The following is a 20,238-nucleotide window of genomic DNA, read 5'->3' on the forward strand; positions in this document are numbered from 1 at the left end:
GGTTCCTCCCGGTTTTATTTGCCGCTTGCCAGCGCGCGCTGCTGGCCGATCTGCACTTCTTCACGCAGGTCGTCCCAGATCACTTTTGCGATTTCGACGAACTTGTCGTCATAACGAATGTCTTCCATGACGCGCGGGCGGGGAATGTCGATATTATAGACGCTCTTGACCGTGGCCGGTCCGGCGGTCAGCACATAAACCTTGTCGGCAAGGGCGATCGCTTCTTCGAGGTCGTGGGTGACAAAAATCACCGAAGCGCCGGATTGCTGCCAAAGGTCGAGCAATTCGCCCTGCATCAGCGTGCGGGTTTGAATGTCGAGGGCGCTGAACGGCTCGTCCATGAGCAGGATTTTCGGCTCATTGATGAAGGTCTGGGCCAGCGCCACGCGCTTGCGCATACCGCCAGAAAGCTGATGCGGATAGTGCTTTTCAAAGCGCGCAAGACCAACGCGGGTAATCCAGCTGCGCGCCTTTTCATAGGCTTCTTCCTTACCCATGCCGCGATAGCGCGGGCCGGCGCTCACATTGTCGATGACATTGAGCCAGGGAAACAGCGCATCCGCCTGAAACACAAAGCCGATATCGGGGCTGATGCCCTCAATGGGCTGCCCCATCAGGCGCACTTCACCGGCGCTCGGCTTGGCAAGACCGGTCACGAGATTGAGCGTTGTGGACTTGCCGCAACCCGTGGGGCCGACGACGCAGGCAAACTCGCCCTTGCCGACATGCATGGTGAAATCGCGCAGTGCCGTCATCATCTTGCCGTCAGGCGTGACGAAACGTCGGGTCACATTGTTGAGTTCGATTGCGGGCGCGCCATTACCGGCTTCGTCGCGCGCAATGGTTTTCGGGGCTTCCATCAGCATAGGTTCCTCGCGGATGTGCGGCACCGCTCGCGCGCAATGCTTGTTATTGCGCGCCTGCAATGCTGTTGAATGTGTTTGGGTCGGCGGGACTGACGTTCATTTGCGAACGTCAGCCGGGGGCCCGCTTACTTCGCGGCGTCGAGCGTCGCGTTAGCCTTGTCGACGAATTCCGTCGTATAGGTCTTCGACAGGTCGATCTGCTTTTCCTGCAACGGCTTCTTGAAGGTTGCGAGCACCTTCAGAACCGTTTCCGGACCATCCTTCGGCATACGACCATCCGGCGTATACTGCGCCTTGCCTTCAGCCAGACCCTTCACATAAAGGTCCTTGTCGCCGACATAATAATCTTTCGGCATCTGATCGGCGATTTCTTCGGCGCTGTGCGAAGCGATGTAACGCATGGTCTTGACCAGAGCATTGGTCAGCTTCTGCGCTTCTTCCTTATGGGTTTCGAGCCAGGCTGACTGCACATAGAAGGATGCTGCCGGGTAAGGTCCGCCAAGCGCTTCGGCGGTCTTTTCCGGCGTGCGCATATCGACCAGAACCTTGGCTTCACCAGTCTTGAGCATGGTGGCAATTGTCGGCTCGGTGGTCATACCGGCCTGAATAGCGTCCTGTTTGATGGCTGCGATGAAGGTATTGCCCGCGCCAACCGGCAGCAGCGTGTAATCGCCCTGCTTCAGCCCGTTGCGCACGGCCAGATACTGCGTCAGGAAGTCTGTGGAAGAGCCAAGGCCCGTCACGCCCAGCGTGTGGCCCTTGAAATCGGCGGGTGACTTGATCTGGTCAGCATATTTCGTCGAAACCAGTTCCACTTCGCCCGGCGCCTGGCTGAACTGCACGATGGACTGGATGAACTTGCCCTTCGACTGAAGATCGATGGTGTGGTCGTAGAAGCCGACCACGGCCTGCGCGGCTCCGGCAAGCAACTCGTTCTCGGCGTCCACGCCTGCGCGGCTGTTGATCAGCTCGACGTCGAGGCCTTCATCCTTGAAGTAACCAAGCTTTTCGGTCAGTACAGCTGGCAGATAAATCTGCTTTTCCATGCCGCCGACAATAACCGTCAGTTTTTCGGCATGCGCAGCACCGGCGCCGAGCGCCATGACACCGCTCAAAAGCGCAGCGTGCCAAACAAGCCGAAGCGAATTCGTTGAAATTTTCATATAGGCTCCTCCAAGGAATGCTTCAGTCCGGCAAAAGCCGAACCCTCCTCCTGATATGCAGCCGATTCCTCTAATCGGTCGAGAATGGTTACAGCAGCCAAGCTTTCAATCAGCTTTCAATAAACTTGCAGCCTATTTTATGGCTTCGGAATATAGAGCAACAACCTCTAAACGCACTACACACGGCGTTTTGAAACAATAGTTGCTTGACGCAGCCGCCAAACCTCTATCATCGTCGTTACTTAACATCGCCACCTTTTCAGCCTCTCGCGGCAACCTATTGAAATCATGATCATCAAGCGCAACGATCTCATTTTTGCGGTACGCACCACCGCCGCATCGCTGATCGCGCTTTATATCGCCTTCCTGATGAATATGGACGACCCGAAATGGGCCGCCATGACGGTGTGGATCGTCGCTCAAAGCAGCCGCGCAATGAGCGTTTCCAAGAGCATTTACCGCCTGATGGGCACGGCAATCGGCGTTGTGGTGGCCGTATTGCTCACAGCAATCTTCATCCAGACGCCAACCTTGTTTCTGCTGGTGCTTGCAAGCTGGATCGGCCTTTGCACCGCTCTTTCGACGGGCTTGCGCAACTTTCGCTCCTATGGCGCGGTACTCGCTGGCTATACGGCGGCCATCGTTGCCATCGACTCGCTGTCCGATCCGGAAAATGTGTTTGAAATCGCCGTATCCCGGTTGATCTACATCGCACTCGGCATCGTCACCGAAGCAATCATTACCTGGCTGTTCAGTACCGACAATCCCTTCGAGGAGGCCCGCGCGCAGCTTGGAAAGTTCATGCGACAGACGGCTAAACTCTGCGCGGAAATGCTCGGCGGGGAAGCTGGAACCGGCGCGCTCCAAACCGCCTATCGCAATGCAATCGCCTTCGATACCGCCATTGAATACAAGGCCGCGAGTTCTGTCACCGTCAGGCGCAGCGTGGGCTATCTCCGTCAGGCCATGGTCGTCACGCTGCAACAGGCATCGGCTGTTCGAGCCATATTGGAAATGCCGCCGCAAACCACCCGTGACGATCCTTTGCTGCTGGAAGCACGAGACGCCATGGCGCGGATCGCGGATGGCGACGAAAGCGTCGATCTCGAAGCCCTGCGCGAAAAGATCATCCGGACGGCGGAAGCAGAAACGGCCGGTAATGCCGAACTCGCATCCGGGCGGCTAATGTTCCTGTACCGCTTGCGCAGCATGCTCAGTTTTCAGGAACAGGCTTTGGGTATCGAGGCCGAACTCGACACAACCCATCCAAAAGCCAACCGTGTGCGTCTATCCTACCATGTCGACCACACGGCGGCGCTGATCAACGGCATTCGCGCATTCGTGGCTTTGGCCGCGGCATCGGCGATCTGGATCTTTACCGCATGGCCGTCCGGTGCGGGTTTCGTCATCGTTGTTGGTGTGGTCAACGCCCTTTTCGCAACCAGACCAAATCCGGTTGCCAGCGGCACAGAATTTCTGAAAGGTTCCGCCATCGCTGCGGTCGTGGCGGCGATCATGAATTTCGGCGTTTTGCCGGTCATATGGGGCTTCCTGCCCTTTACCATCGTCATTGCTCCGGTGCTGATCTGTGCCGGGCTTGCCATGCGCAATCCTTCGACAATTGCCAAAGGATCAGCATTCGCGATCTTCTTCTGGGATTTGATCGGACCCGATAACTTCACGCGGGTCGACGCCACCTCATTTTTAAACGGCGTGATTGCGCTTCTTCTCGGCATCGGCATCGGAACGCTTGTTTTCTCCCTGCTCTTCCCGCCGAACACCCATGCTGCGCAGCGCCGCATGAAACGCGCCATGCGCGACAGCCTGAAGAAGATCGGGGCTTCGCCGCGCTCAATTTCCATCGAGGCGTGGATCAGCCAGAGCGCCGACCGCATCTCGCGTCTGCTGGTGACGGAGACCTCAGCTGCGTCAACCGAAGCGCATCAGGATTTGCGCGGCATGCTGGCCGTCTTGAATCTCGGCTCGGCAGCGCTGGAGCTTGCGCAATTGGCCGACCATCCGGTGCCGGATGTGCGCATAGCTGTTCAGAATATGCTTCGGACGCTGGCTGTTTTCGAGCCCGCATCATTGATCGAAACCACCAAGGCCGGTGCAGGCCGGATTCTGGCCTTATCGGTGACCGCCAGCAGCACGGAAAAAGACCGATTGTTGCATGCAGCAGCGCTCATGCAAGCCATGGCCATGACAACGGAAGCAAATATTGCGTTTCTACGCTGAGCCCTATCCCACAAAAGCAGGCGCCAGTAAGAGATGCATTATTGAGTAAAACAATACTTATTCTTGTAATAAATATTCCAAAAAATCCAAATATTTTAGAAGACGTAAACGATTGGCGGTTACGATCTCCAGTCATATGCTATAGTTAGCTTCAGCAGACTGGGAAGTTTCCGAACACAGACGCGCGTGGATTGCCTCCACCGGTCACATTGCGGAATGCATGGGAATGCCTTTTTCGAGGGACTATTACTTTGGGCGGTTCAAGGCCGACGAGCTGGCAAGGTTGCAGCAAGCCTATATTCAGACTTGCACGGCCATTGGCTGCTGTCCTGTTACCTCGCCCCTGAAGGACGAATTGGTCCGTGAAATCATCCAGATTTACGAGTGCGGCGTCTTCCAACCGGAAAAGATCGCCGAACTCATGAAGCAGATCGAGAGCGTCAAGCACCGTGCGGAAACGAGCCCGACGCTTGATCAGTTCCCCGTCATACACTCCAAGACCGCCTAAGCTCGGTTTACGTGGCTGACGGTCTGACGCTTGGGATACTTACTCCGCCGCATCTGCCAGATAGCCGAATTGCTGTACATTTTGTGGAGCAGTTACACCCGGCAACAGGCGGTCATCGTCAATCGGCTCACCAAGCTGCGTCATCACCGGAATGACCCCTGCCCAGATCGGCAACGCGTAATCCGGCTCATCATCCTTCGGCGGACCGGACCGAACCTTTGCTGACGCTTCGTTCAGCTCCAGTTCCAGAAGCATGGTCGCCTTCAGTTCCTTGGCCATCATCGGACGTAGCCCTTCCCAGCGGTCAGGAAACAGCCCGTTCACGAAGTTGCGCAAATGCCGTTCCTTCGCCGTGACATCCGTGATCTTCTTCGCAGTGCCGAAAGCCATCACGGAACGATAGTTACAGGAATGGTGAAAAGCAGAACGCGCCAGAACGAACCCGTCCAGAGTCGCGAAACTGACACAGACTTCCGCTTCCTCGCAGGCTTCCAGCATGCGGCTTGCCGATGAGCCGTGCCAGTAGATGAAATTGCCTTCCCGCCATACCAGCGTCGGCGACACATAGGGCGTGCCATTGAAGACATAAGCCACATGGGCGAGCGGCTGCGCATCAATGATCGCATGCACGCTGTCCGCATCATAATGGCCGCGATCATGCAGGCGTTTCACTCTGGCTCTTTCTGTGGGGGCATTCGTCATGCTGGTCATTCCCGTCTGCATTTGAACTTTCAATACCTGCAAAATGCCGCCATAGTGGTATGTTGAAAATAACCACTTAAAAGATATAGAGCCATGCCACTTATCGCATCAATACCGGAGTTCGGCATTGACCGGACAAGCGATATTCCGCTCGCCGTGCAGTTGGCAGAACAGATAAGACAGGCCGTTCTCACCGGAAGGCTGAAGCCTGAAAGCCGCCTTCCCTCGACGCGTGCTTTCGCAGAAGAGTTAGGCGTGTCTCGCGCCACGGCGCTGGCAGCCTATGACCAGCTGATCGCGGAGGGATATCTGGAGGGCAAGCATGGTTCAGGCACACGCATAGCCGCTCAATTGCCGGAAGTGACGCTAAAAACCGGGCCAACGGGCACTTTCAAAACAGCAAAAACCGTAACCAAGACAGCGCGTGTCCCGCAGCCTTTTCAGCAAGGCGTGTTCGACAGCGATCATTTTCCCCATGCGGAATGGGGCAAGCTTCTCGGGCGCATCTGGCGCAACCCTGACACCAGTCTGCTGAACGAGCACGATCCTTTCGGCTATTTGCCGCTGCGTGCCGCCCTCGCCCGCCATCTGCACGAATGGCGCGGCATGGCTGTTGACCCCGCGCAAATTCTGATTACTGGCGGCAGCACCGACGCGTTTTCTCTGCTCCGTGAAGCCATGTTCGCACCGGGCGACAAAATCTGGATGGAAGAGCCGGGCTATTCCCCAGCCCGAAACATTCTTGGCGGTCAGGGAATTGACGTCGTTTCGGTGCCCGTCGACGGCAATGGTCTGGATGTGACAGCGGGACGGCACGCCGCCATGCATGCGCGCGCGGCATTTGTAACGCCTGCCCGCCATCATCCCACAGGCGTAACCATGCCGCTGGCCCGGCGGCTTGATCTTATCGCCTGGGCTCGCGAGAGCGACGCGTTCATCATCGAAGACGACTATGACAGTGAGCACCGCTATATCGGCCAGCCGCTTCCGGCTTTGATGTCGCTCGACCGCGACCGCATTCTCTATATCGGCAGTTTCTCGAAAGTATTTTCGCCCGTCTTGCGGCTCGGCTTCCTGATTGTGCCTCCGCAACTGACAGACAAGTTTCGCACACTTCGACAAGAGCTTTTGCCGCCGCCGTCGCTTCTCGCACAACCGGCGCTGGCGCAATTCATCGAAACCGGCGCCTTCGCCCAGCACATCCGGAGGATGCGCCGCCTCTACGCGTCCCGTCGCAACAGGCTTATTGCGACATTGTCTCCCGGTGAACCGGCACTTTTCAGGATCGAAGCGCCGCCTGCGGGCCTGACTCTGCTGCTCGCGCTTTCCGACAACCAAAATGATGTGGCACTTGCAGAAAAACTTGCAGAATCCGGGATTAACGTTCAACCGTTCTCGCCCCTCTACCGGTTTTTCCTGCCGCGACAGGGACTTATCCTTGGTTTCTCAGGCTTTGATGAAGCCCATCTGGAGAAATCTGCAACAGCATTGATAAAAATCCTCGAAAGCTCAATTTGAACCGCGTGCGTTAGCACTTTCGTAAACTTTGGATTCAGTTTTTGCCGCTACTCTAAACAAAGCAATGACTCGGAAGAGCGTTGCAGCCCATTTGTTTTGAGTACGGGTGCCCATGCGTTCTTCGCCTTCGCGTTCTTTGGTCGTGTCTGCCATTGCGCTCGCTTGCGCCGCCCTGTCGGGCTGCACATCGAGTTCCGGCATCGACAGCATCATGCTCCAGCCGAAACCATCGGCGGAGATGACCAGTTCTGTTGTGAGGCCAGTTCCGCCCGCAGCCGTAACCGAAGCGGCAAGCGCGCCGCGTGCACAGCCGCTTCCCCCGCAAGAAGAAGTGCTCGCCTGGGCCGGACCTGTTCCGGATGGCGGACCGTTCAAGGTTCAGCCGCCTGCACCTGTTGCGCCGCAACCGCGCGCGCCCTTGCAGGAGCGCCCCGTCGCGCAGATTCCAGCCACAGTTCCGCAAGTACCGACACCGCAAGCGGCAGCGCCGCGTGTGCCTGCACCGCAGGTCGCGGCCTATCCGGCAGTGCGTCTGGAGCCGCAAGCCCGTACGGCACAGGACCGCTCCAGAATTTATAGCCACCGCTTCCGTGATGCGAAGCCGATCAATTTTGGCCGTGCGTCACCGCGCAAGCTCGCAGTTCACGGCGTTGACGTGTCGCGCTGGCAGGGCGATATCGACTGGCCAAAGCTGCGCACGCAAGGCGCGAACTTCGCCTATATCAAGGCGACTGACGGCGGCGACCATCTCGACCCGATGTTCCGCAAAAACTGGCGTGAGGCCAAGGAAGCTGGAATCAAGCGCGGCGCTTATCACTTCTTCTACTGGTGCCGCGTCGCCAGCGAGCAGGCCGATTGGTTCATCCGCAATGTGCCGAAGGATCCTGATGCGCTACCGCCCGTGATCGACGTGGAATGGAATGGCGATTCCGCCTGCCGCCGCCGTCCTTCGCCGCAACAGGTGCGCGAGAAGATGCAAGTCTTCATGGACAAGCTTGAGCGCCATTACGGCAAGCGACCGGTCATTTATACCGCACCGGATTTCTATGACGACAATCTGAGAGGCGCGTTCAATGACTATCCGTTCTGGTTGCGCGCCGTCGCCCAGCACCCATCCAAGGTCTATCCGGGCCGCCCATGGCTGTTCTGGCAATATTCCGGATCGGGTCTGTCTCAGGGCGTGAGCAACAAGATCGACCTGAACGTGTTCCACGGTTCGGAAGCCGAATGGCATCGCTGGCTCGATCGCGTCGGCAGCTGAGTTCGCTTCATCCCAAACAACAACCCCGGAACTTCCATTCCGGGGTTTTCTTTATTCAGCGGCAATCACTTTTTGCCGATATTTTCCAGATCGTAAGGCGTTGACTGGTAAATCTCATTGATCCAGTTGCCGAACAGGAGATGCGCGTGGCCGCGCCAGCGATTTTGCGGCGGGCGCGTGGCATCATCTTCCGGGAAATAATTCGCAGGCACCTTCGTTTCTGGCTCGCCTTGAATATCGCGGAAATATTCGTCAGCCAGCGACGTGGTGTCATATTCGACATGGTTGAACATATGCAGCGCGCGGTGATTTGGGTCTTCCAGCAGACAAAGGCCGGATTCAGCGCTATCGACGAGAACATTCAAACCGCTATTCTGCGGAATGTCTTCCTTGCGCACTTCCGTCCAACGTGAAACCGGAATGGTAAAATCATCCGAGAAACCACGCAGATAGGGCGATGCGGGTGCAAGATTCTGCTGGCTGTAGACGCCCGAAGCCTTGGCCGGCAGTTCATACTTGCCCATGCCATGGAAATGATGAACGGCGGCCTGCGCCGACCAGCAGATGTTCAGCGAACGATGCACATGGGTCTGCGTCCAGTCGAAAACGCGCTGCAACTCATCCCAATAGGTTACGTCTTCGAAGTTCAAGCGTTCCACCGGCGCACCGGTGATCACGAAACCATCGAAGCGTTCGTCACGCACATCTTCCCACGGGCGGTAGAAAGACAGCATGTGATCGGCGGAGGTATGGCGCGCGACGTGATTGGTTATGCGCACCAGCGTCAGTTCCACCTGAAGCGGTGTCGCGCCCAGCAGGCGTGCAATCTGCGTTTCGGTGGTCGCCTTGTTGGGCATGAGATTGAGCAGGCCGATGCGCAAGGGCCGTATGTCCTGACGCACGGCATCCGCCTCGCGCATGACCATAACGCCCTCGGCCTGGAGAACACTGGTTGCTGGCAGATCGTCAGGAATTTTTATCGGCATGATCGCGTCGGTCCCTAGTTCTGTCAGGTAGACGCGAGTGGCTTTATCCGCATAGTTGCCGGTTTGGCCACATCCTCCCTTGTCAGGGAGTACCACCTTGCCCGGAGCGGCAGGTTGGCGTTGGGCGTCTCCCCAACTCTTGATGTATTCGCACTTCTACTCAAACGCGGACGTTATGGCAATAGCTTTACGCGCAAGCGATGCTGACTGGAACAAATGTCCGCTTTCTGCGTTGTTTGAAGTGCCCGCATACTGTCTCAGGCTATCGTTTCGGTTTGAGGGCAACAGGGAGGGAGAAAATGAGCAATATTATATTCTGGACGGGAATCTTGCTTCTGCCGATCTTGGTGGGAACAGCATTCGCCTATCTGCGCCATTATCATCACGAAGACGACTTCTGATTTAAAACCAGAAGCCGTCTGACGTTCTGAATGTTTCATGCGCTTTCGCGCACGCTCCTTATTGTGTCGCTGAGACCAGTGAAAAGGCCACGCCCTTCGGATCAAGACACTGGATGATCCACTCGCCATTCGGCACTTCGGTCGGCCCGAATGTAACCGTGCCACCCTGCGATTTGACGCGTTCGGCAGCGGCGTTCGTTCCATCCACCATGAAGTAAAAGCCCCAGCCCTGCGGCACATTCGGCGGCGCCGTCATGATACCGCCTGTATCTGCACCGTTTACGCTGAAGATCTTGTATTTGCCCATACCGCCCATATCGAAATCGCGCGCGAGCTTCCAGCCGAACACTTTCTCATAAAAGCCGAAGACTTCCTCGCCGTTCTTGGCATAAAGCTCATGCCAACCGGGATGACCCACCTTGCGCGAACCAAAATCAGCTGGTGGTTCTGGCGGGTCTTTCGGCTCGAAAAGCGCAAAGACTGAACCCTGTGGGTCCGCCACGATGGCAAACCGCCCAACGGTTGGAATATCATAAGCCGATTGAAGGATCTTACCGCCCGCGGCGGTAACCTTCTCAGACATTGCGTCCACATCGGCCACACCGATATAACCGAGCCAGCCGGGCTTTGCGCCACAATCTCCGCTTGGCATGTCGGACAGCGCCATCATACCGGCGACTGCACAACCGGGCGCTTCCAGCAGGGTATAATTCACACCGGGGACGCCCGAATCCTTGGTATTCCAACCGACGACCTTGCCGTAAAAATTTGCGGCCTCGGCGGCATCTTCAGTCATGAGTTCGTACCAGACGAACGGTGATGCTCCGTTATTCATTGTCATTCCTCCCAGGATTTGAATTCAGCGTTCAGCTGCAACAGCTGTGCTTTGCCGCTGGCGCAGCATATTCATCGTGGCGTTTCACGAAGTGCATAGTGCTGTCTTCGTTACGCCCTTTCGGTGCCCGGTCGAGGATCATCAGCGTGCTGATCCACTCCTCGATGCCACGCACATAGCTGGAATATGTATGGTAGATCGTGCCATCATCAGCCTTGATGAAGGCGCTCATGCCGGGCAGTTCGTCATGCGCCTGCTCTGGCGCCAGCCTGTCGAAATTGTAGAAAACGCGCCCTTCTTCGATCTCGGCCTTGTCGAACGACACATGGAAATCAAAGTTGAAATCGCCGCCATAGGACGACACCCATGGGAAATGCCAGCCCATGCGCCGCTTATAGTCTTCCAGCTTTGCAAGAGGCCCGCGCGATACAGCCACAAGCGTGACATCATGGTTGTTGAGATGCGCCAGCGCACCGTCAAGATTATCGGCCAGGAAAGAACAGCCAACGCAGCCCTGCTCCCATTCCGGCCCGAACATGAAATGATAGACGACCAGCTGACTGCGTCCGTCAAAAAGCTCTGCCAGTGTTCGACGCCCAGCCGGGGTGTCGAAGACATAGTCTTTCTCCACCTTGACCCAGGGTAGCGCCTGTCTTTCCTGATTGACGCGATCGCGAAGATGCGTCGCTTCCTTTTCTCTGGCCAAAAGCGCGCGACGCGCCTCAAGCCAGACTTCGCGGGATACGACTTCATTCATGATGCAAGTCCTCCTCCGCCCCCCGGATGGTAAAACGCCCAGTTATATCGGGATATTTGCTTGACGATTTACATTGATATCAATATTAATGGATCATGTCAAACGCCCCTGAAGTCCCTTTTGAAACAACCCTTTTGGTCAGAGACACCTGCCTCTGCCTGCATGTCCAGCGAGCGGCTCGTGCGCTTGCGCGGCGTTTTGACGAAGCTCTTCGTCCGGTTGGCATGACGAATGGGCAATTCTCCCTGATGATGTCGCTCAACCGGCCTGCGCCACCGCCGATGAAACCAGTGGCTGAATTGCTGGCGATGGATCAGACCACCCTCACCGCCGCGCTGAAGCCACTGCAAAGACAGGGCTGGGTGGAAATACTGGTCAATCCTGCCGACCGCCGCGAGCGCCTGCTGCAACTGACACCGGATGGCAAGGCAGCCTTGGCTGCCGCAGTTCCCATCTGGACCTCCACGCATGCGGAAATTGAAAAGAACCTCTCGCAAGGCAATGGCGATCAAATCCGAAGCGATCTGATGGCGCTTTCGTTCTAGGATTTCACGCCACAGCCTGAATGATATGCGCCTGAATTTTGGCAGAAACTTCACCGCTGCCATGCTTTTCGGAAAGCACCTCGGTCACATATTCCGTCGCTGGAGCCAGTCCGCCTGCATTTCTGGTTTCTATTTCCTGACGAAGCAAAGTTCCATGACAGCAAGCAACGGCAGGGATGCGCGGTGACGAGGCACAGCTTTGCTCGGCGCGTGTCTCGATCGTGATATTCGAGAAGCCTGCCTCCTCAAGTTCCCTGCGGATAAGCGCCGTGTCGTGATAGCCATGCGGTGTCCGCGTCAGAAAACGCGGTGGATCCTGCGGAAATATCTCGGCAAGCGCATGCGTTACGTCATCCGCGAAGATGTTCTCCTCGATACGATCCCAGACGCTGAACAGAAGCCGTCCACCAGGTTTCAGGACGCGCCGCGCTTCCCGGTAACCGGCAATCCGGTCGGGGAAAAACATCGCACCAAACTGGCAGCAGACCACATCAAAACGCGCCGCTTCGAACGGCAATGCCAGAGCATCGGCCTGCCGCCATTCAATCCGGCTGTCGGGCGGCTGCCGCGATGCCGCAAAATCAATCATCGGCTGGTTCAGATCACTTGCGATATAATGGGCGCCGCCGCCCAGTCTCGGTGCCAAAGCACGCGTGACGGCACCGGTACCGGCACAGGTTTCCAGAATGTTTGCGGGGGAAAGACTGACCACACGTTCGGCCATATCCGCAGCGTAACGCTCGAAGATTAACGGCACCATATAGCGCTCGTAATTTTCCGGAATGGAACCGGCGAACACTTTATCGGCTTCCAGCATCTCAGTCGCCTGCATCCTATAGACGGAGGGCGATTATATCACAGAGCAGCCGATCTGAAATCAGCGATGATTCTTCATAAAGAATGCTACTTTTGTGCATATATTCAATACTATATTAGAAATATCTAATAATTTAATCGAGGTGCATCTTCTGTATGAATTCATACAGCACAACGGCTTGATTGTGTTCCTCGTCCTTCGCGCCATAAAGCAATGTCAGCGGCGCATTACCGGCTTTGGCAACCAGAGTTTTGAGGTCCGACAACTTATCTTGCAGTTCGGCATAATAGCGCTTTTGAAACTCCTCCCACTTTGCCGGATCATGATTGAACCATTTGCGAAGATCGGTGGACGGAGCGATATCTTTTGCCCAAAGATCGATAGCGGCCTTTTCCTTGGTCATGCCGCGCGGCCAGACACGATCGACCAGAACCCGATAACCATCGTCGCTTGACGGCGCTTCATAGATCCGTTTGAGGCGAATATCGGTCATGTTGAAATCTCCGCATCGTTGCTACCGCCTGTTGTTTTAGCGTAGCGACGCGGAATAGGCGACAACAGAAGCGCTGCGCGGGGGCGCAGCGCTTCTGTGCTTCGCAAGGTTACGCGGCCTTGCCGAGCATACCGTGCGGATCAAGCACAAACTTCTTCGCCACGCCCTGGTCGAAGCTCTCATAACCAGCGGCTGCGTCTTCAAGCGAAATGACTTCCGCATTGACGATTTCAGCAATGTTTAGACGGCCGTGCAGGATCGCCTGCATCAACTGCCGGTTATATTTCAGAACCGGCGTCTGCCCCGTATGGAACGACTGCGCCTTGGCCCAGCCGAGCCCGAAGCGAAGCGACAGGCTGCCCTGCTTGGCCGCACCATCCACCGCACCCGGATCTTCCGTCACATAGAGGCCCGGAATGCCAACCGAACCGGCAGGGCGCGTGATTTCCATCATCTGGTTCAGCACGATAGCAGGCTGTTCGCCGCCGCTATGGCCTCTGGCCTCGAAGCCCACCGCGTCAATGGCGCTGTCCACCTCATTGCTGCCGGTGACTTCCGCGATCATATCGCCCAGACGGTCGCTGGCGGAAAGATCAATCGGCTCGAAACCGACCTTGCGGGCATGGTCCAGACGTTCCTTGTTGAAGTCTCCGACCATCACGACGGCAGCGCCGAGAATGCGCGCCGAGGCTGCGGCTGCCAGACCGACTGGTCCGGCACCGGCCACATAGACCACCGAGCCTACACCGACACCCGCCTTGACCGCACCGTGAAAACCGGTCGGCAGAATATCCGACAACATGGTGAGATCGCGGATCTTCTCCATCGCCCGGTCACGATCCGGGAATTTCAGCAGATTGAAATCGGCGTAAGGCACCATGACGTAACGGGCCTGCCCACCGATCCAGCCGCCCATATCGACATAACCATAGGCACCGCCAGCGCGCGACGGATTGACGGTCAGACAGACGCCGGTGTCCTGCTCCTTGCAGCAGCGGCAACGACCGCAGGCAACATTGAACGGCACGGAAACGATGTCGCCGACCTCGAGCATCTCGACATCGGAACCCTTCTCAATGACTTCGCCGGTAATCTCATGGCCAAGCACAAGCCCCGGCATCGCCGTCGTGCGTCCGCGCACCATATGCTGGTCCGACCCGCATATATTGGTCGAGATGACTTTCAGAATGACACCGTGACCCAGTTTCCTCCCATCGGGTGCAGACAGCACCGGATCTTCGATGTCACGTACTTCGACTTTTCCGGGTCGCATATAGACGACGCCACGGTTCCTGCTCATGTCTACCTCCTCCAGGTTGGACAACAAACGAAGATGTCAGAAAGTGAAAACGTAACGGCGATGGGAGCAAGGCTCAGTCTCAATCGCGACACGTCTCATTCAATTTGCACGCCAAAAGCACGCTTGTCGGATGCGCCGGAACAGCCGTCATAATTGCGGGTGATGATGATTGAACATTGTATATATTAGCAAAGCAACTTGACTCTGGGTTGTGGGCAAGCTTCACATGGCGCAGATTCTTTCCGCTCTTCCAGGGGACAGTGGTCGGGCACCGAAATCGCAAGGAGAGGCAAATGCTTAACGGTTTCAAACGGCAGCAGGGTCGTGCGCTTTGGGCACAGGTTTTCCTGACGCTGGCTGCAATCACTGGTTTGACCGCAGGGCTTGCCATTGCGCCCACTCCGTCGAACGCCGCTGAAACCCGTCGTATCGAAATCACCGAAGACAGCGATTATTTCGGCTTCGATCTACGGACCCAGAAGAACGTGACACTGGACCAGTGCAAGAGCACCTGCCTCGGTGACAATGCCTGCCGTGCCTTCACCTATAATCCGAAGGTCAAATGGTGCTTCCTCAAGACGGATTTCAACAAGCTCAATCCTTCGGTCGGCTCCATTGCCGGTAAGGTTGTATCGGGCGCCACCAAGGACACAGCCAAGGCCGACATCGGCGCGCCACCAGCAGTTACGTTCTTCGCGGATAATCTTGTCGATGAAGCCCGCCGTTTCCGCACCACTATTCTGGCTGCGGACGGTGGCGAAGGCCTCAGCACGCTGAAGGCGGAAGCTGCCTCCGCACTTGCCAATAGCGATCCACGCACGGCGATGGAAAAGTTTGCCGCTGCAGCCGGCGCTTCGCCTGACGACAGCACGCTCTGGACCGGTCTGGCTCTGGCCACTTTGGCAACAGAACCTTCCAACAGCGAAGAAACCGCCAAGTTCAAGCGCGACGCCACATCGGCAGCATGGAACGGCTATCAGACCTCGCGCAGCAAGGCCGCGCGCGCCGATGCACTGAATGCGATGGCGCAAGCGCTTGACCGTCGCGAATTGTCCCGCCCTGCCCTTCAGGCCTATGATGCGAGCCTCAATCTCGTTAATTCGGCTTCGGTCCGCGCCGCCTATGAAGACCTCAAGGCGCGCAAGGGTTTCCGCATCGTCGACCACAGTGTCGATAACGACAATGCATCGCCACGCATCTGCGCGCAGTTTTCCGAAGAACTGGTCAAAAGCGGCACCGACTATTCCAGCTTCGTGACATTGGACAGCGCCGCACCCAAGGCTATTGAAGCCAAGGATCGCCAGATCTGCGTCGAAGGTCTGAAACATGGCCGCACCTACAGCGTCACCTTCCGCGCCGGTTTGCCTGCTGCTATTGGCGAGACGCTGCCAGCACCGGTAACCCTGTCCGTCTATGTGCAGGACCGTGCTCCATCGGTGCGCTTTACCGGCGACAGCTTTGTGCTGCCTGCCAAGGCGCGTCGCGGCATTCCACTGGTCAGCGTCAATATGAGCGCGGCCAAAGTGAAGCTCTATCGCATCGGCGACCGTTCGCTGGCGCAGCTTTTGTCCGGCTACCAGTTTCTGCGTCAGCTCGACGGCTATGACGTCAGCACGATTTCTGACCAGATGGGCGCACCCGTCTGGGAAGGCCAAATCGACACTGCAGCCGCAGAGCTGAACAAGGAAGTCACCACCAGTTTCCCGATTGATGAAGCCCTGCCGCAGCGGAAGCCCGGCGTCTACGTGCTGACCGCAGAGCCGATCAAGGCGAGCGGCGAAAGCTATGACACCAAGGCGACCCAGTGGTTCGTTGTGTCGGATATCGGGCTTTCAACCTATACGGGTCAGGACGGCATCAATGTCTTCGCGCGTTCGCTCGAAACGGCGGAACCACTGTCCGGCGTCAAGCTGACATTGCTAGCTCGCAACAACGAAGTGTTGGGCGAAGCGACAACTGATCGCGACGGTCGCGCTACCTTTACCGCTGGTCTCACGCGCGGCACCGATGGCATGGTTCCTGCCGTGCTGATGGCCAATCAGGGTGAAGATGATTTTGTCTTCCTTGATATGGCGCGTGCAGGATTCGATCTTTCTGATCGCGGTGTCACCGGGCGCGCAGCGCCCAAGGCGCTCGACGTTTATGCCTGGACCGAACGCGGCATCTATCGCGCAGGCGAAGTGGTTCATGCCGCAGCGCTTGCCCGGGATGATGCGTCGCTCGCCGTCGACAACCTGCCGCTGACCTTCATCTTCACGCGCCCGGACGGCGTGGAAGATCGTCGCCTTGTATCGGATAGCAGCAAGGCTGGCGGACATTCCGTCGATCTGACATTGGCCGCCAATGCCATGCGCGGCACATGGAACATGAATATCTACACCGATCCGAAACAGCCGGCTGTCGCCTCGCAAATGTTCCTGGTTGAAGATTTCGTGCCGGACCGCATTGAGTTCGACCTAACATCCGACAAGCCGGAAATCGCCAGTGGCGAAGCCGCCAATGTGACCGTCGATGGCCGTTTCCTCTATGGCGCACCGGCCGCCGGATTGGCGCTCGAAGGCGAAGTCACACTTTCGACCAAGCGCGACTGGGACCGTTTCAAGGGCTATTATTTCGGGCTGGCCGACGAAGGTCAGGGCGAAGCCACCCGCCTGCCGCTGGATCAGTTGCCCAAGGTTGGTGACGATGGCAAGGCGACCTTCCCGGTCGTGATCGATGACCTGCCATCCACCACCCGTCTTATCAATGCAGCCGTCACCGTCCGCATGCGCGAAAGCGGTGGTCGTGCTGTGGAACGCAAGCTCGACCTTGCCGTTCGTCCGCAAGGATCGATGATCGGCATCAGACCGGATTTCTCCGGTGACGAAGTTCCGCAAGGCGGCACTGCGAAATTTAGTTTCATCGCTTCGGATGCCAACGGCAACCGCACGAACCTTGACGGTGCCGTCTGGTCGCTTGTGAAGGTTGAGCGCAATTACCAATGGTATCGCAGCGGCAATAGCTGGAACTACGAGCCAGTCACCTTCACCAAGTCGGTTGCAACCGGCAAGATCGACCTCAAGGCTGATGCGGAAGCCAGCATCACCCAGCCGGTCGATTGGGGTCGCTATCGTCTTGAAATCGAGACGGGCGACGCTTCCGGTCCGGCTTCAAGCTACGAATTCGACGCGGGCTGGTATGTGGCCGCGACCTCAACGGAAACGCCGGATGGCCTCGAAATCGCGCTCGACAAAGATCATTACGCAGCCGGTGAAACGGCAAAGCTTAAGATCAGCCCGCGTTTTGCCGGGGAGCTGCTGATCACCATCGGCGCGGAAAAGCTGCTGACGACCATCAGCGAGAGTGTATCGGCTGACGGTGCAACCATCGACATTCCAGTCGGCGAAAACTGGGGCGCTGGTGCTTACGTCACCGCAACGCTGTTCCGCCCGGGCAGCGCGCAGGAAAGCCGCATGCCCGCCCGCGCCATTGGCCTCAAATGGCTGAAGGTAGATCCCGCCGACAAACAACTGGCCGTCAAGCTGACGCCGCCAGAGAAAATCACACCGCGCGGCACGCTCTCGGTTCCCGTTTCGGTAGAAGATGCAGGCGGCGAGCAGGCCTATGTCATGGTTGCCGCTGTCGATGTCGGCATACTAAACCTGACACGTTATCAGGCTCCGAACCCGGAAAACTGGTTCTTTGGCCAGCGCCAGCTCGGCCTTGAACTGCGCGACATGTATGGACGCCTTATCGATGGTTCGCTTGGCACAACCGGCAAGCTGCGCACCGGCGGTGACGGTGGCAACATGGCTGCGGAAGGCAGCCCGCCGACCGAAAAGCTGGTTGCGCTCTTCTCCGGTCCTGTCGAGCTGGATAGCGATGGCAAGGCAACCGTTGATTTCGATATCCCGCAGTTCAACGGAACCGCCCGCGTCATGGCCGTGGCATGGACAAGCAAGGCCGTTGGTCACGCATCCAGCGATGTGATCGTGCGAGATCCGGTTGTCATTACGGCTGGCCTGCCGCGCTTCATGGCGCCGGGAGATCAGGCGACACTGCGCCTCGATATCGCCAATACGGATGCGCCTGACGGAAATTATCGTCTGAGTGTCGAAACCAGCGACAATCTCGGCACGGAAATCGGCTCTTATCCTGACACGCTCGCGCTTGCCGGTGGCAAACGCCAATCCGTCGCGGTGCCGCTCAACGCACAGAAAACGGGACAGGGCAATATTACGATACGCCTCGCTAATGATGCCGGACTGTCCATCGAACAGAACCTGTCACTACCGGTGCGCCCGATCGATCTGCCAGTCACGACACGTCAGGTGGTCAGCCTTCCGGCCAATGGCGGTAGCCTCAAGATCGATGGCGGCCTGCTCTCGGAAAGCCTGCTCGACGGTGCTTTTGTCAGCGTCGGTATCACCCGCAGCGCGGCGTTCGACGTGCCGTCGCTTCTGATGGCGCTCGACCGCTATCCATATGGTTGCGCCGAGCAGACGACGAGCCGCGCCCTGCCCCTGCTTTACTTGAGCGAAATGGCGGCAGGCTCCGAAGCAAGCGCCGGACTTGGCGATCAGGATGAACTGAAGAAGCGTGTGCAGGACGCAATCTATCGCGTTCTGAGCTATCAGTCTTCGTCCGGCTCGTTCGGCCTGTGGGGACCGGGTTCCGGTGATCTGTGGCTCGATGCCTATGTCACCGACTTTCTCACCCGTGCCCGCGAAAAGGGCTATGTGGTTCCGCAGGAGGCCCTGCTCTCGGGCCTGTCCAATCTGCAAAATGCGCTCGGCTACACAACCGACGCCAAGGATCGTGGCAACGAGATCGCCTACTCGCTCTATGTGCTGGCGCGCAACAAGAAGGCATCGGTCGGCGATCTGCGTTATTACGCGGATACCCAGCTCGATAACTTCACAAGTCCGATGGCGATTGCCCAACTGGCCGCAGGTCTGGCGCTTTATGGCGACCAACAGCGTTCAGACCGGGTGTTCAACGTCGCTCTCGACCGTGCAAGCACCAACACGGCATACGACTATAATCGCTCCGATTATGGTTCGCGGCTGCGTGATGGTGCGGCCATGCTGGCGCTTGCGGCAGAAAGCAAGCCTGCACCGAAAATGCTGCCTTCGCTCGTCACGTTGGTTGGTTACGAGCGCGATCAGACGAAATATCTCAGCACGCAGGATCAGGCATGGATGCTGCTCGCCGCCCGTGGTCTCAAGGAGAACAATGCCGCGATCAATCTCGACATTAACGGCACCACTCATGAAGGCGCTTTCTCCGAACGGGTCAACGGCAATGCGCTCGAAGCCCAGCCGCTTGTCGTAACGAACCGGGGCAGCGATGCCGTGGATGCCGTGGTGACAGCCGTTGCGCCGCCCGCACAATCGCTGCCTGCCGGTGGCGAAGGCTTCAACGTCGAACGCGCCTATTACACGCTCGACGGACAGGAAGCCAACATCACGGGCATCAACCAGAACGAGCGTTTTGTGGTGGTGTTGAAGATCGACGATCTGCAACAATGGCAGTCGCGCCTGCTGGTCACCGATCTTCTGCCTGCAGGTCTGGAGATCGATAATCCGGGTCTGGTTTCCAGTGCCGATCTCGGCAATTTCCCGTGGCTTGAAAGCACCGAGGCGGCGCATCTCGAATTCCGCGATGATCGCTTTGTCGCAGCATTCGACCGTTCGGCAGGTGAGAAAAAGCAGATCGTGCTTGCTTATGTGGTGCGTGCGGTGACGCCGGGGCTTTACACCCATCCGGCAGCCACGGTGGAAGACATGTATCGTCCGCAATATTCCGCCCGCACGGCAACCGGAATGATGGAGGTTGCTGCACCATAACCTTTTCGGTGGGGCCACGA

15 protein-coding genes and 1 riboswitch are annotated in these 20,238 nt (G+C 57.5%); of the genes, 6 read left to right on the forward strand and 9 right to left on the reverse strand.

Annotated features, from left to right (window positions below):
- Positions 1-14 precede the first annotated feature (14 nt).
- Both ACTJKP_RS16060 and ACTJKP_RS16065 read right to left on the reverse strand, forming a co-directional pair.
- Positions 15-866 (reverse strand): ABC transporter ATP-binding protein, encoded by an 852-nt coding sequence (locus ACTJKP_RS16060; RefSeq protein WP_440631363.1) that lies wholly within the window; start codon positions 864-866, stop codon positions 15-17.
- 125 nt (positions 867-991) lie between these two features.
- On the reverse strand, positions 992-2,029 hold the full coding sequence (locus ACTJKP_RS16065; RefSeq protein WP_440631364.1) for an ABC transporter substrate-binding protein: 1,038 nt from the start codon (positions 2,027-2,029) through the stop codon (positions 992-994).
- A gap of 288 nt (positions 2,030-2,317) precedes the next feature.
- Between ACTJKP_RS16065 and ACTJKP_RS16070 the strand changes: the two genes are divergently transcribed.
- A complete protein-coding gene (locus tag ACTJKP_RS16070; protein WP_440631365.1) occupies positions 2,318-4,267 on the forward strand; it encodes an FUSC family protein in 1,950 nt (649 codons plus the stop codon).
- A 226-nt stretch (positions 4,268-4,493) separates the two neighbouring features.
- Positions 4,494-4,775 (forward strand): hypothetical protein, encoded by a 282-nt coding sequence (locus ACTJKP_RS16075; RefSeq protein WP_078337028.1) that lies wholly within the window; start codon positions 4,494-4,496, stop codon positions 4,773-4,775.
- Positions 4,776-4,814: 39 nt separating this feature from the next.
- Here ACTJKP_RS16075 and ACTJKP_RS16080 read toward each other — a convergent pair whose 3' ends face one another.
- On the reverse strand, positions 4,815-5,477 hold the full coding sequence (locus tag ACTJKP_RS16080; RefSeq protein ID WP_440631366.1) for a pyridoxamine 5'-phosphate oxidase family protein: 663 nt from the start codon (positions 5,475-5,477) through the stop codon (positions 4,815-4,817).
- A gap of 93 nt (positions 5,478-5,570) precedes the next feature.
- Between ACTJKP_RS16080 and pdxR the strand changes: the two genes are divergently transcribed.
- Positions 5,571-6,995, forward strand: coding sequence for a MocR-like pyridoxine biosynthesis transcription factor PdxR (gene pdxR, locus ACTJKP_RS16085; RefSeq protein WP_440631367.1), 1,425 nt, complete (start codon positions 5,571-5,573; stop codon positions 6,993-6,995).
- Positions 6,996-7,107: 112 nt separating this feature from the next.
- Positions 7,108-8,256, forward strand: a complete 1,149-nt coding sequence (locus tag ACTJKP_RS16090; RefSeq protein WP_440631368.1) for a GH25 family lysozyme — start codon at positions 7,108-7,110, stop codon at positions 8,254-8,256.
- 65 nt (positions 8,257-8,321) lie between these two features.
- Here ACTJKP_RS16090 and metA read toward each other — a convergent pair whose 3' ends face one another.
- The 3 genes from metA to ACTJKP_RS16105 all read right to left on the reverse strand — a co-directional run bounded on the left by metA (position 8,322) and on the right by ACTJKP_RS16105 (position 11,238).
- Positions 8,322-9,242: a homoserine O-acetyltransferase MetA gene (gene metA, locus ACTJKP_RS16095; RefSeq protein WP_078337030.1), complete on the reverse strand. Its 921-nt coding sequence runs from the start codon at positions 9,240-9,242 to the stop codon at positions 8,322-8,324.
- Positions 9,243-9,283: 41 nt separating this feature from the next.
- Positions 9,284-9,393: riboswitch (SAM-I-IV-variant riboswitch) on the reverse strand.
- Between the two features lie 308 nt (positions 9,394-9,701).
- Positions 9,702-10,478, reverse strand: a complete 777-nt coding sequence (locus tag ACTJKP_RS16100) for a VOC family protein (RefSeq protein ID WP_440631369.1) — start codon at positions 10,476-10,478, stop codon at positions 9,702-9,704.
- A 31-nt stretch (positions 10,479-10,509) separates the two neighbouring features.
- A complete protein-coding gene (locus ACTJKP_RS16105; RefSeq protein ID WP_440631420.1) occupies positions 10,510-11,238 on the reverse strand; it encodes a DUF899 domain-containing protein in 729 nt (242 codons plus the stop codon).
- Positions 11,239-11,330: 92 nt separating this feature from the next.
- On the opposite strand from ACTJKP_RS16105, the gene ACTJKP_RS16110 reads away from it, so the two are divergent.
- Entirely contained in the window at positions 11,331-11,780 is a 450-nt protein-coding gene (locus ACTJKP_RS16110) for a MarR family winged helix-turn-helix transcriptional regulator (protein WP_440631370.1), read from the forward strand.
- Positions 11,781-11,784: 4 nt separating this feature from the next.
- On the opposite strand, the gene ACTJKP_RS16115 is transcribed toward ACTJKP_RS16110, so the two are convergent.
- The 3 genes from ACTJKP_RS16115 to fdhA form a co-directional block, all read right to left on the reverse strand.
- Positions 11,785-12,597 carry a class I SAM-dependent methyltransferase gene (locus tag ACTJKP_RS16115; protein ID WP_440631371.1) on the reverse strand — a complete coding sequence of 271 codons (813 nt, stop codon included), beginning with the start codon at positions 12,595-12,597 and terminating at the stop codon, positions 11,785-11,787.
- A 133-nt stretch (positions 12,598-12,730) separates the two neighbouring features.
- Positions 12,731-13,090 carry a DUF488 domain-containing protein gene (locus ACTJKP_RS16120; protein WP_440631372.1) on the reverse strand — a complete coding sequence of 120 codons (360 nt, stop codon included), beginning with the start codon at positions 13,088-13,090 and terminating at the stop codon, positions 12,731-12,733.
- Positions 13,091-13,199: 109 nt separating this feature from the next.
- Entirely contained in the window at positions 13,200-14,390 is a 1,191-nt protein-coding gene (gene fdhA / locus ACTJKP_RS16125; protein ID WP_113533470.1) for a formaldehyde dehydrogenase, glutathione-independent, read from the reverse strand.
- Between the two features lie 293 nt (positions 14,391-14,683).
- Between fdhA and ACTJKP_RS16130 the strand changes: the two genes are divergently transcribed.
- The gene (locus ACTJKP_RS16130; RefSeq protein ID WP_440631373.1) at positions 14,684-20,218 is read left to right on the forward strand and encodes an alpha-2-macroglobulin family protein; all 5,535 of its coding nucleotides are present in this window, start codon (positions 14,684-14,686) and stop codon (positions 20,216-20,218) included.
- Positions 20,219-20,238 lie beyond the last annotated feature (20 nt).

The sequence above is a fragment of the Brucella sp. 22210 genome, assembly GCF_052045675.1.
In the GTDB taxonomy this organism is placed as follows: Bacteria; Pseudomonadota; Alphaproteobacteria; order Rhizobiales; family Rhizobiaceae; genus Brucella.

Bases quoted from the DNA above. Each gene is read 5' to 3' on its own strand.
- ACTJKP_RS16060 (WP_440631363.1), bottom strand. From the start codon at position 866: ATGCTGATGGAAGCCCCGAAAACCATTGCGCGCGACGAAGCCGGTAAT.
- ACTJKP_RS16065 (WP_440631364.1), bottom strand. From the start codon at position 2,029: ATGAAAATTTCAACGAATTCGCTTCGGCTTGTTTGGCACGCTGCGCTT.
- ACTJKP_RS16070 (WP_440631365.1), top strand. From the start codon at position 2,318: ATGATCATCAAGCGCAACGATCTCATTTTTGCGGTACGCACCACCGCC.
- ACTJKP_RS16075 (WP_078337028.1), top strand. From the start codon at position 4,494: ATGCCTTTTTCGAGGGACTATTACTTTGGGCGGTTCAAGGCCGACGAG.
- ACTJKP_RS16080 (WP_440631366.1), bottom strand. From the start codon at position 5,477: ATGACGAATGCCCCCACAGAAAGAGCCAGAGTGAAACGCCTGCATGAT.
- pdxR (WP_440631367.1), top strand. From the start codon at position 5,571: ATGCCACTTATCGCATCAATACCGGAGTTCGGCATTGACCGGACAAGC.
- ACTJKP_RS16090 (WP_440631368.1), top strand. From the start codon at position 7,108: ATGCGTTCTTCGCCTTCGCGTTCTTTGGTCGTGTCTGCCATTGCGCTC.
- metA (WP_078337030.1), bottom strand. From the start codon at position 9,242: ATGCCGATAAAAATTCCTGACGATCTGCCAGCAACCAGTGTTCTCCAG.
- ACTJKP_RS16100 (WP_440631369.1), bottom strand. From the start codon at position 10,478: ATGAATAACGGAGCATCACCGTTCGTCTGGTACGAACTCATGACTGAA.
- ACTJKP_RS16110 (WP_440631370.1), top strand. From the start codon at position 11,331: ATGTCAAACGCCCCTGAAGTCCCTTTTGAAACAACCCTTTTGGTCAGA.
- ACTJKP_RS16115 (WP_440631371.1), bottom strand. From the start codon at position 12,597: ATGCTGGAAGCCGATAAAGTGTTCGCCGGTTCCATTCCGGAAAATTAC.
- ACTJKP_RS16120 (WP_440631372.1), bottom strand. From the start codon at position 13,090: ATGACCGATATTCGCCTCAAACGGATCTATGAAGCGCCGTCAAGCGAC.
- fdhA (WP_113533470.1), bottom strand. From the start codon at position 14,390: ATGAGCAGGAACCGTGGCGTCGTCTATATGCGACCCGGAAAAGTCGAA.
- ACTJKP_RS16130 (WP_440631373.1), top strand. From the start codon at position 14,684: ATGCTTAACGGTTTCAAACGGCAGCAGGGTCGTGCGCTTTGGGCACAG.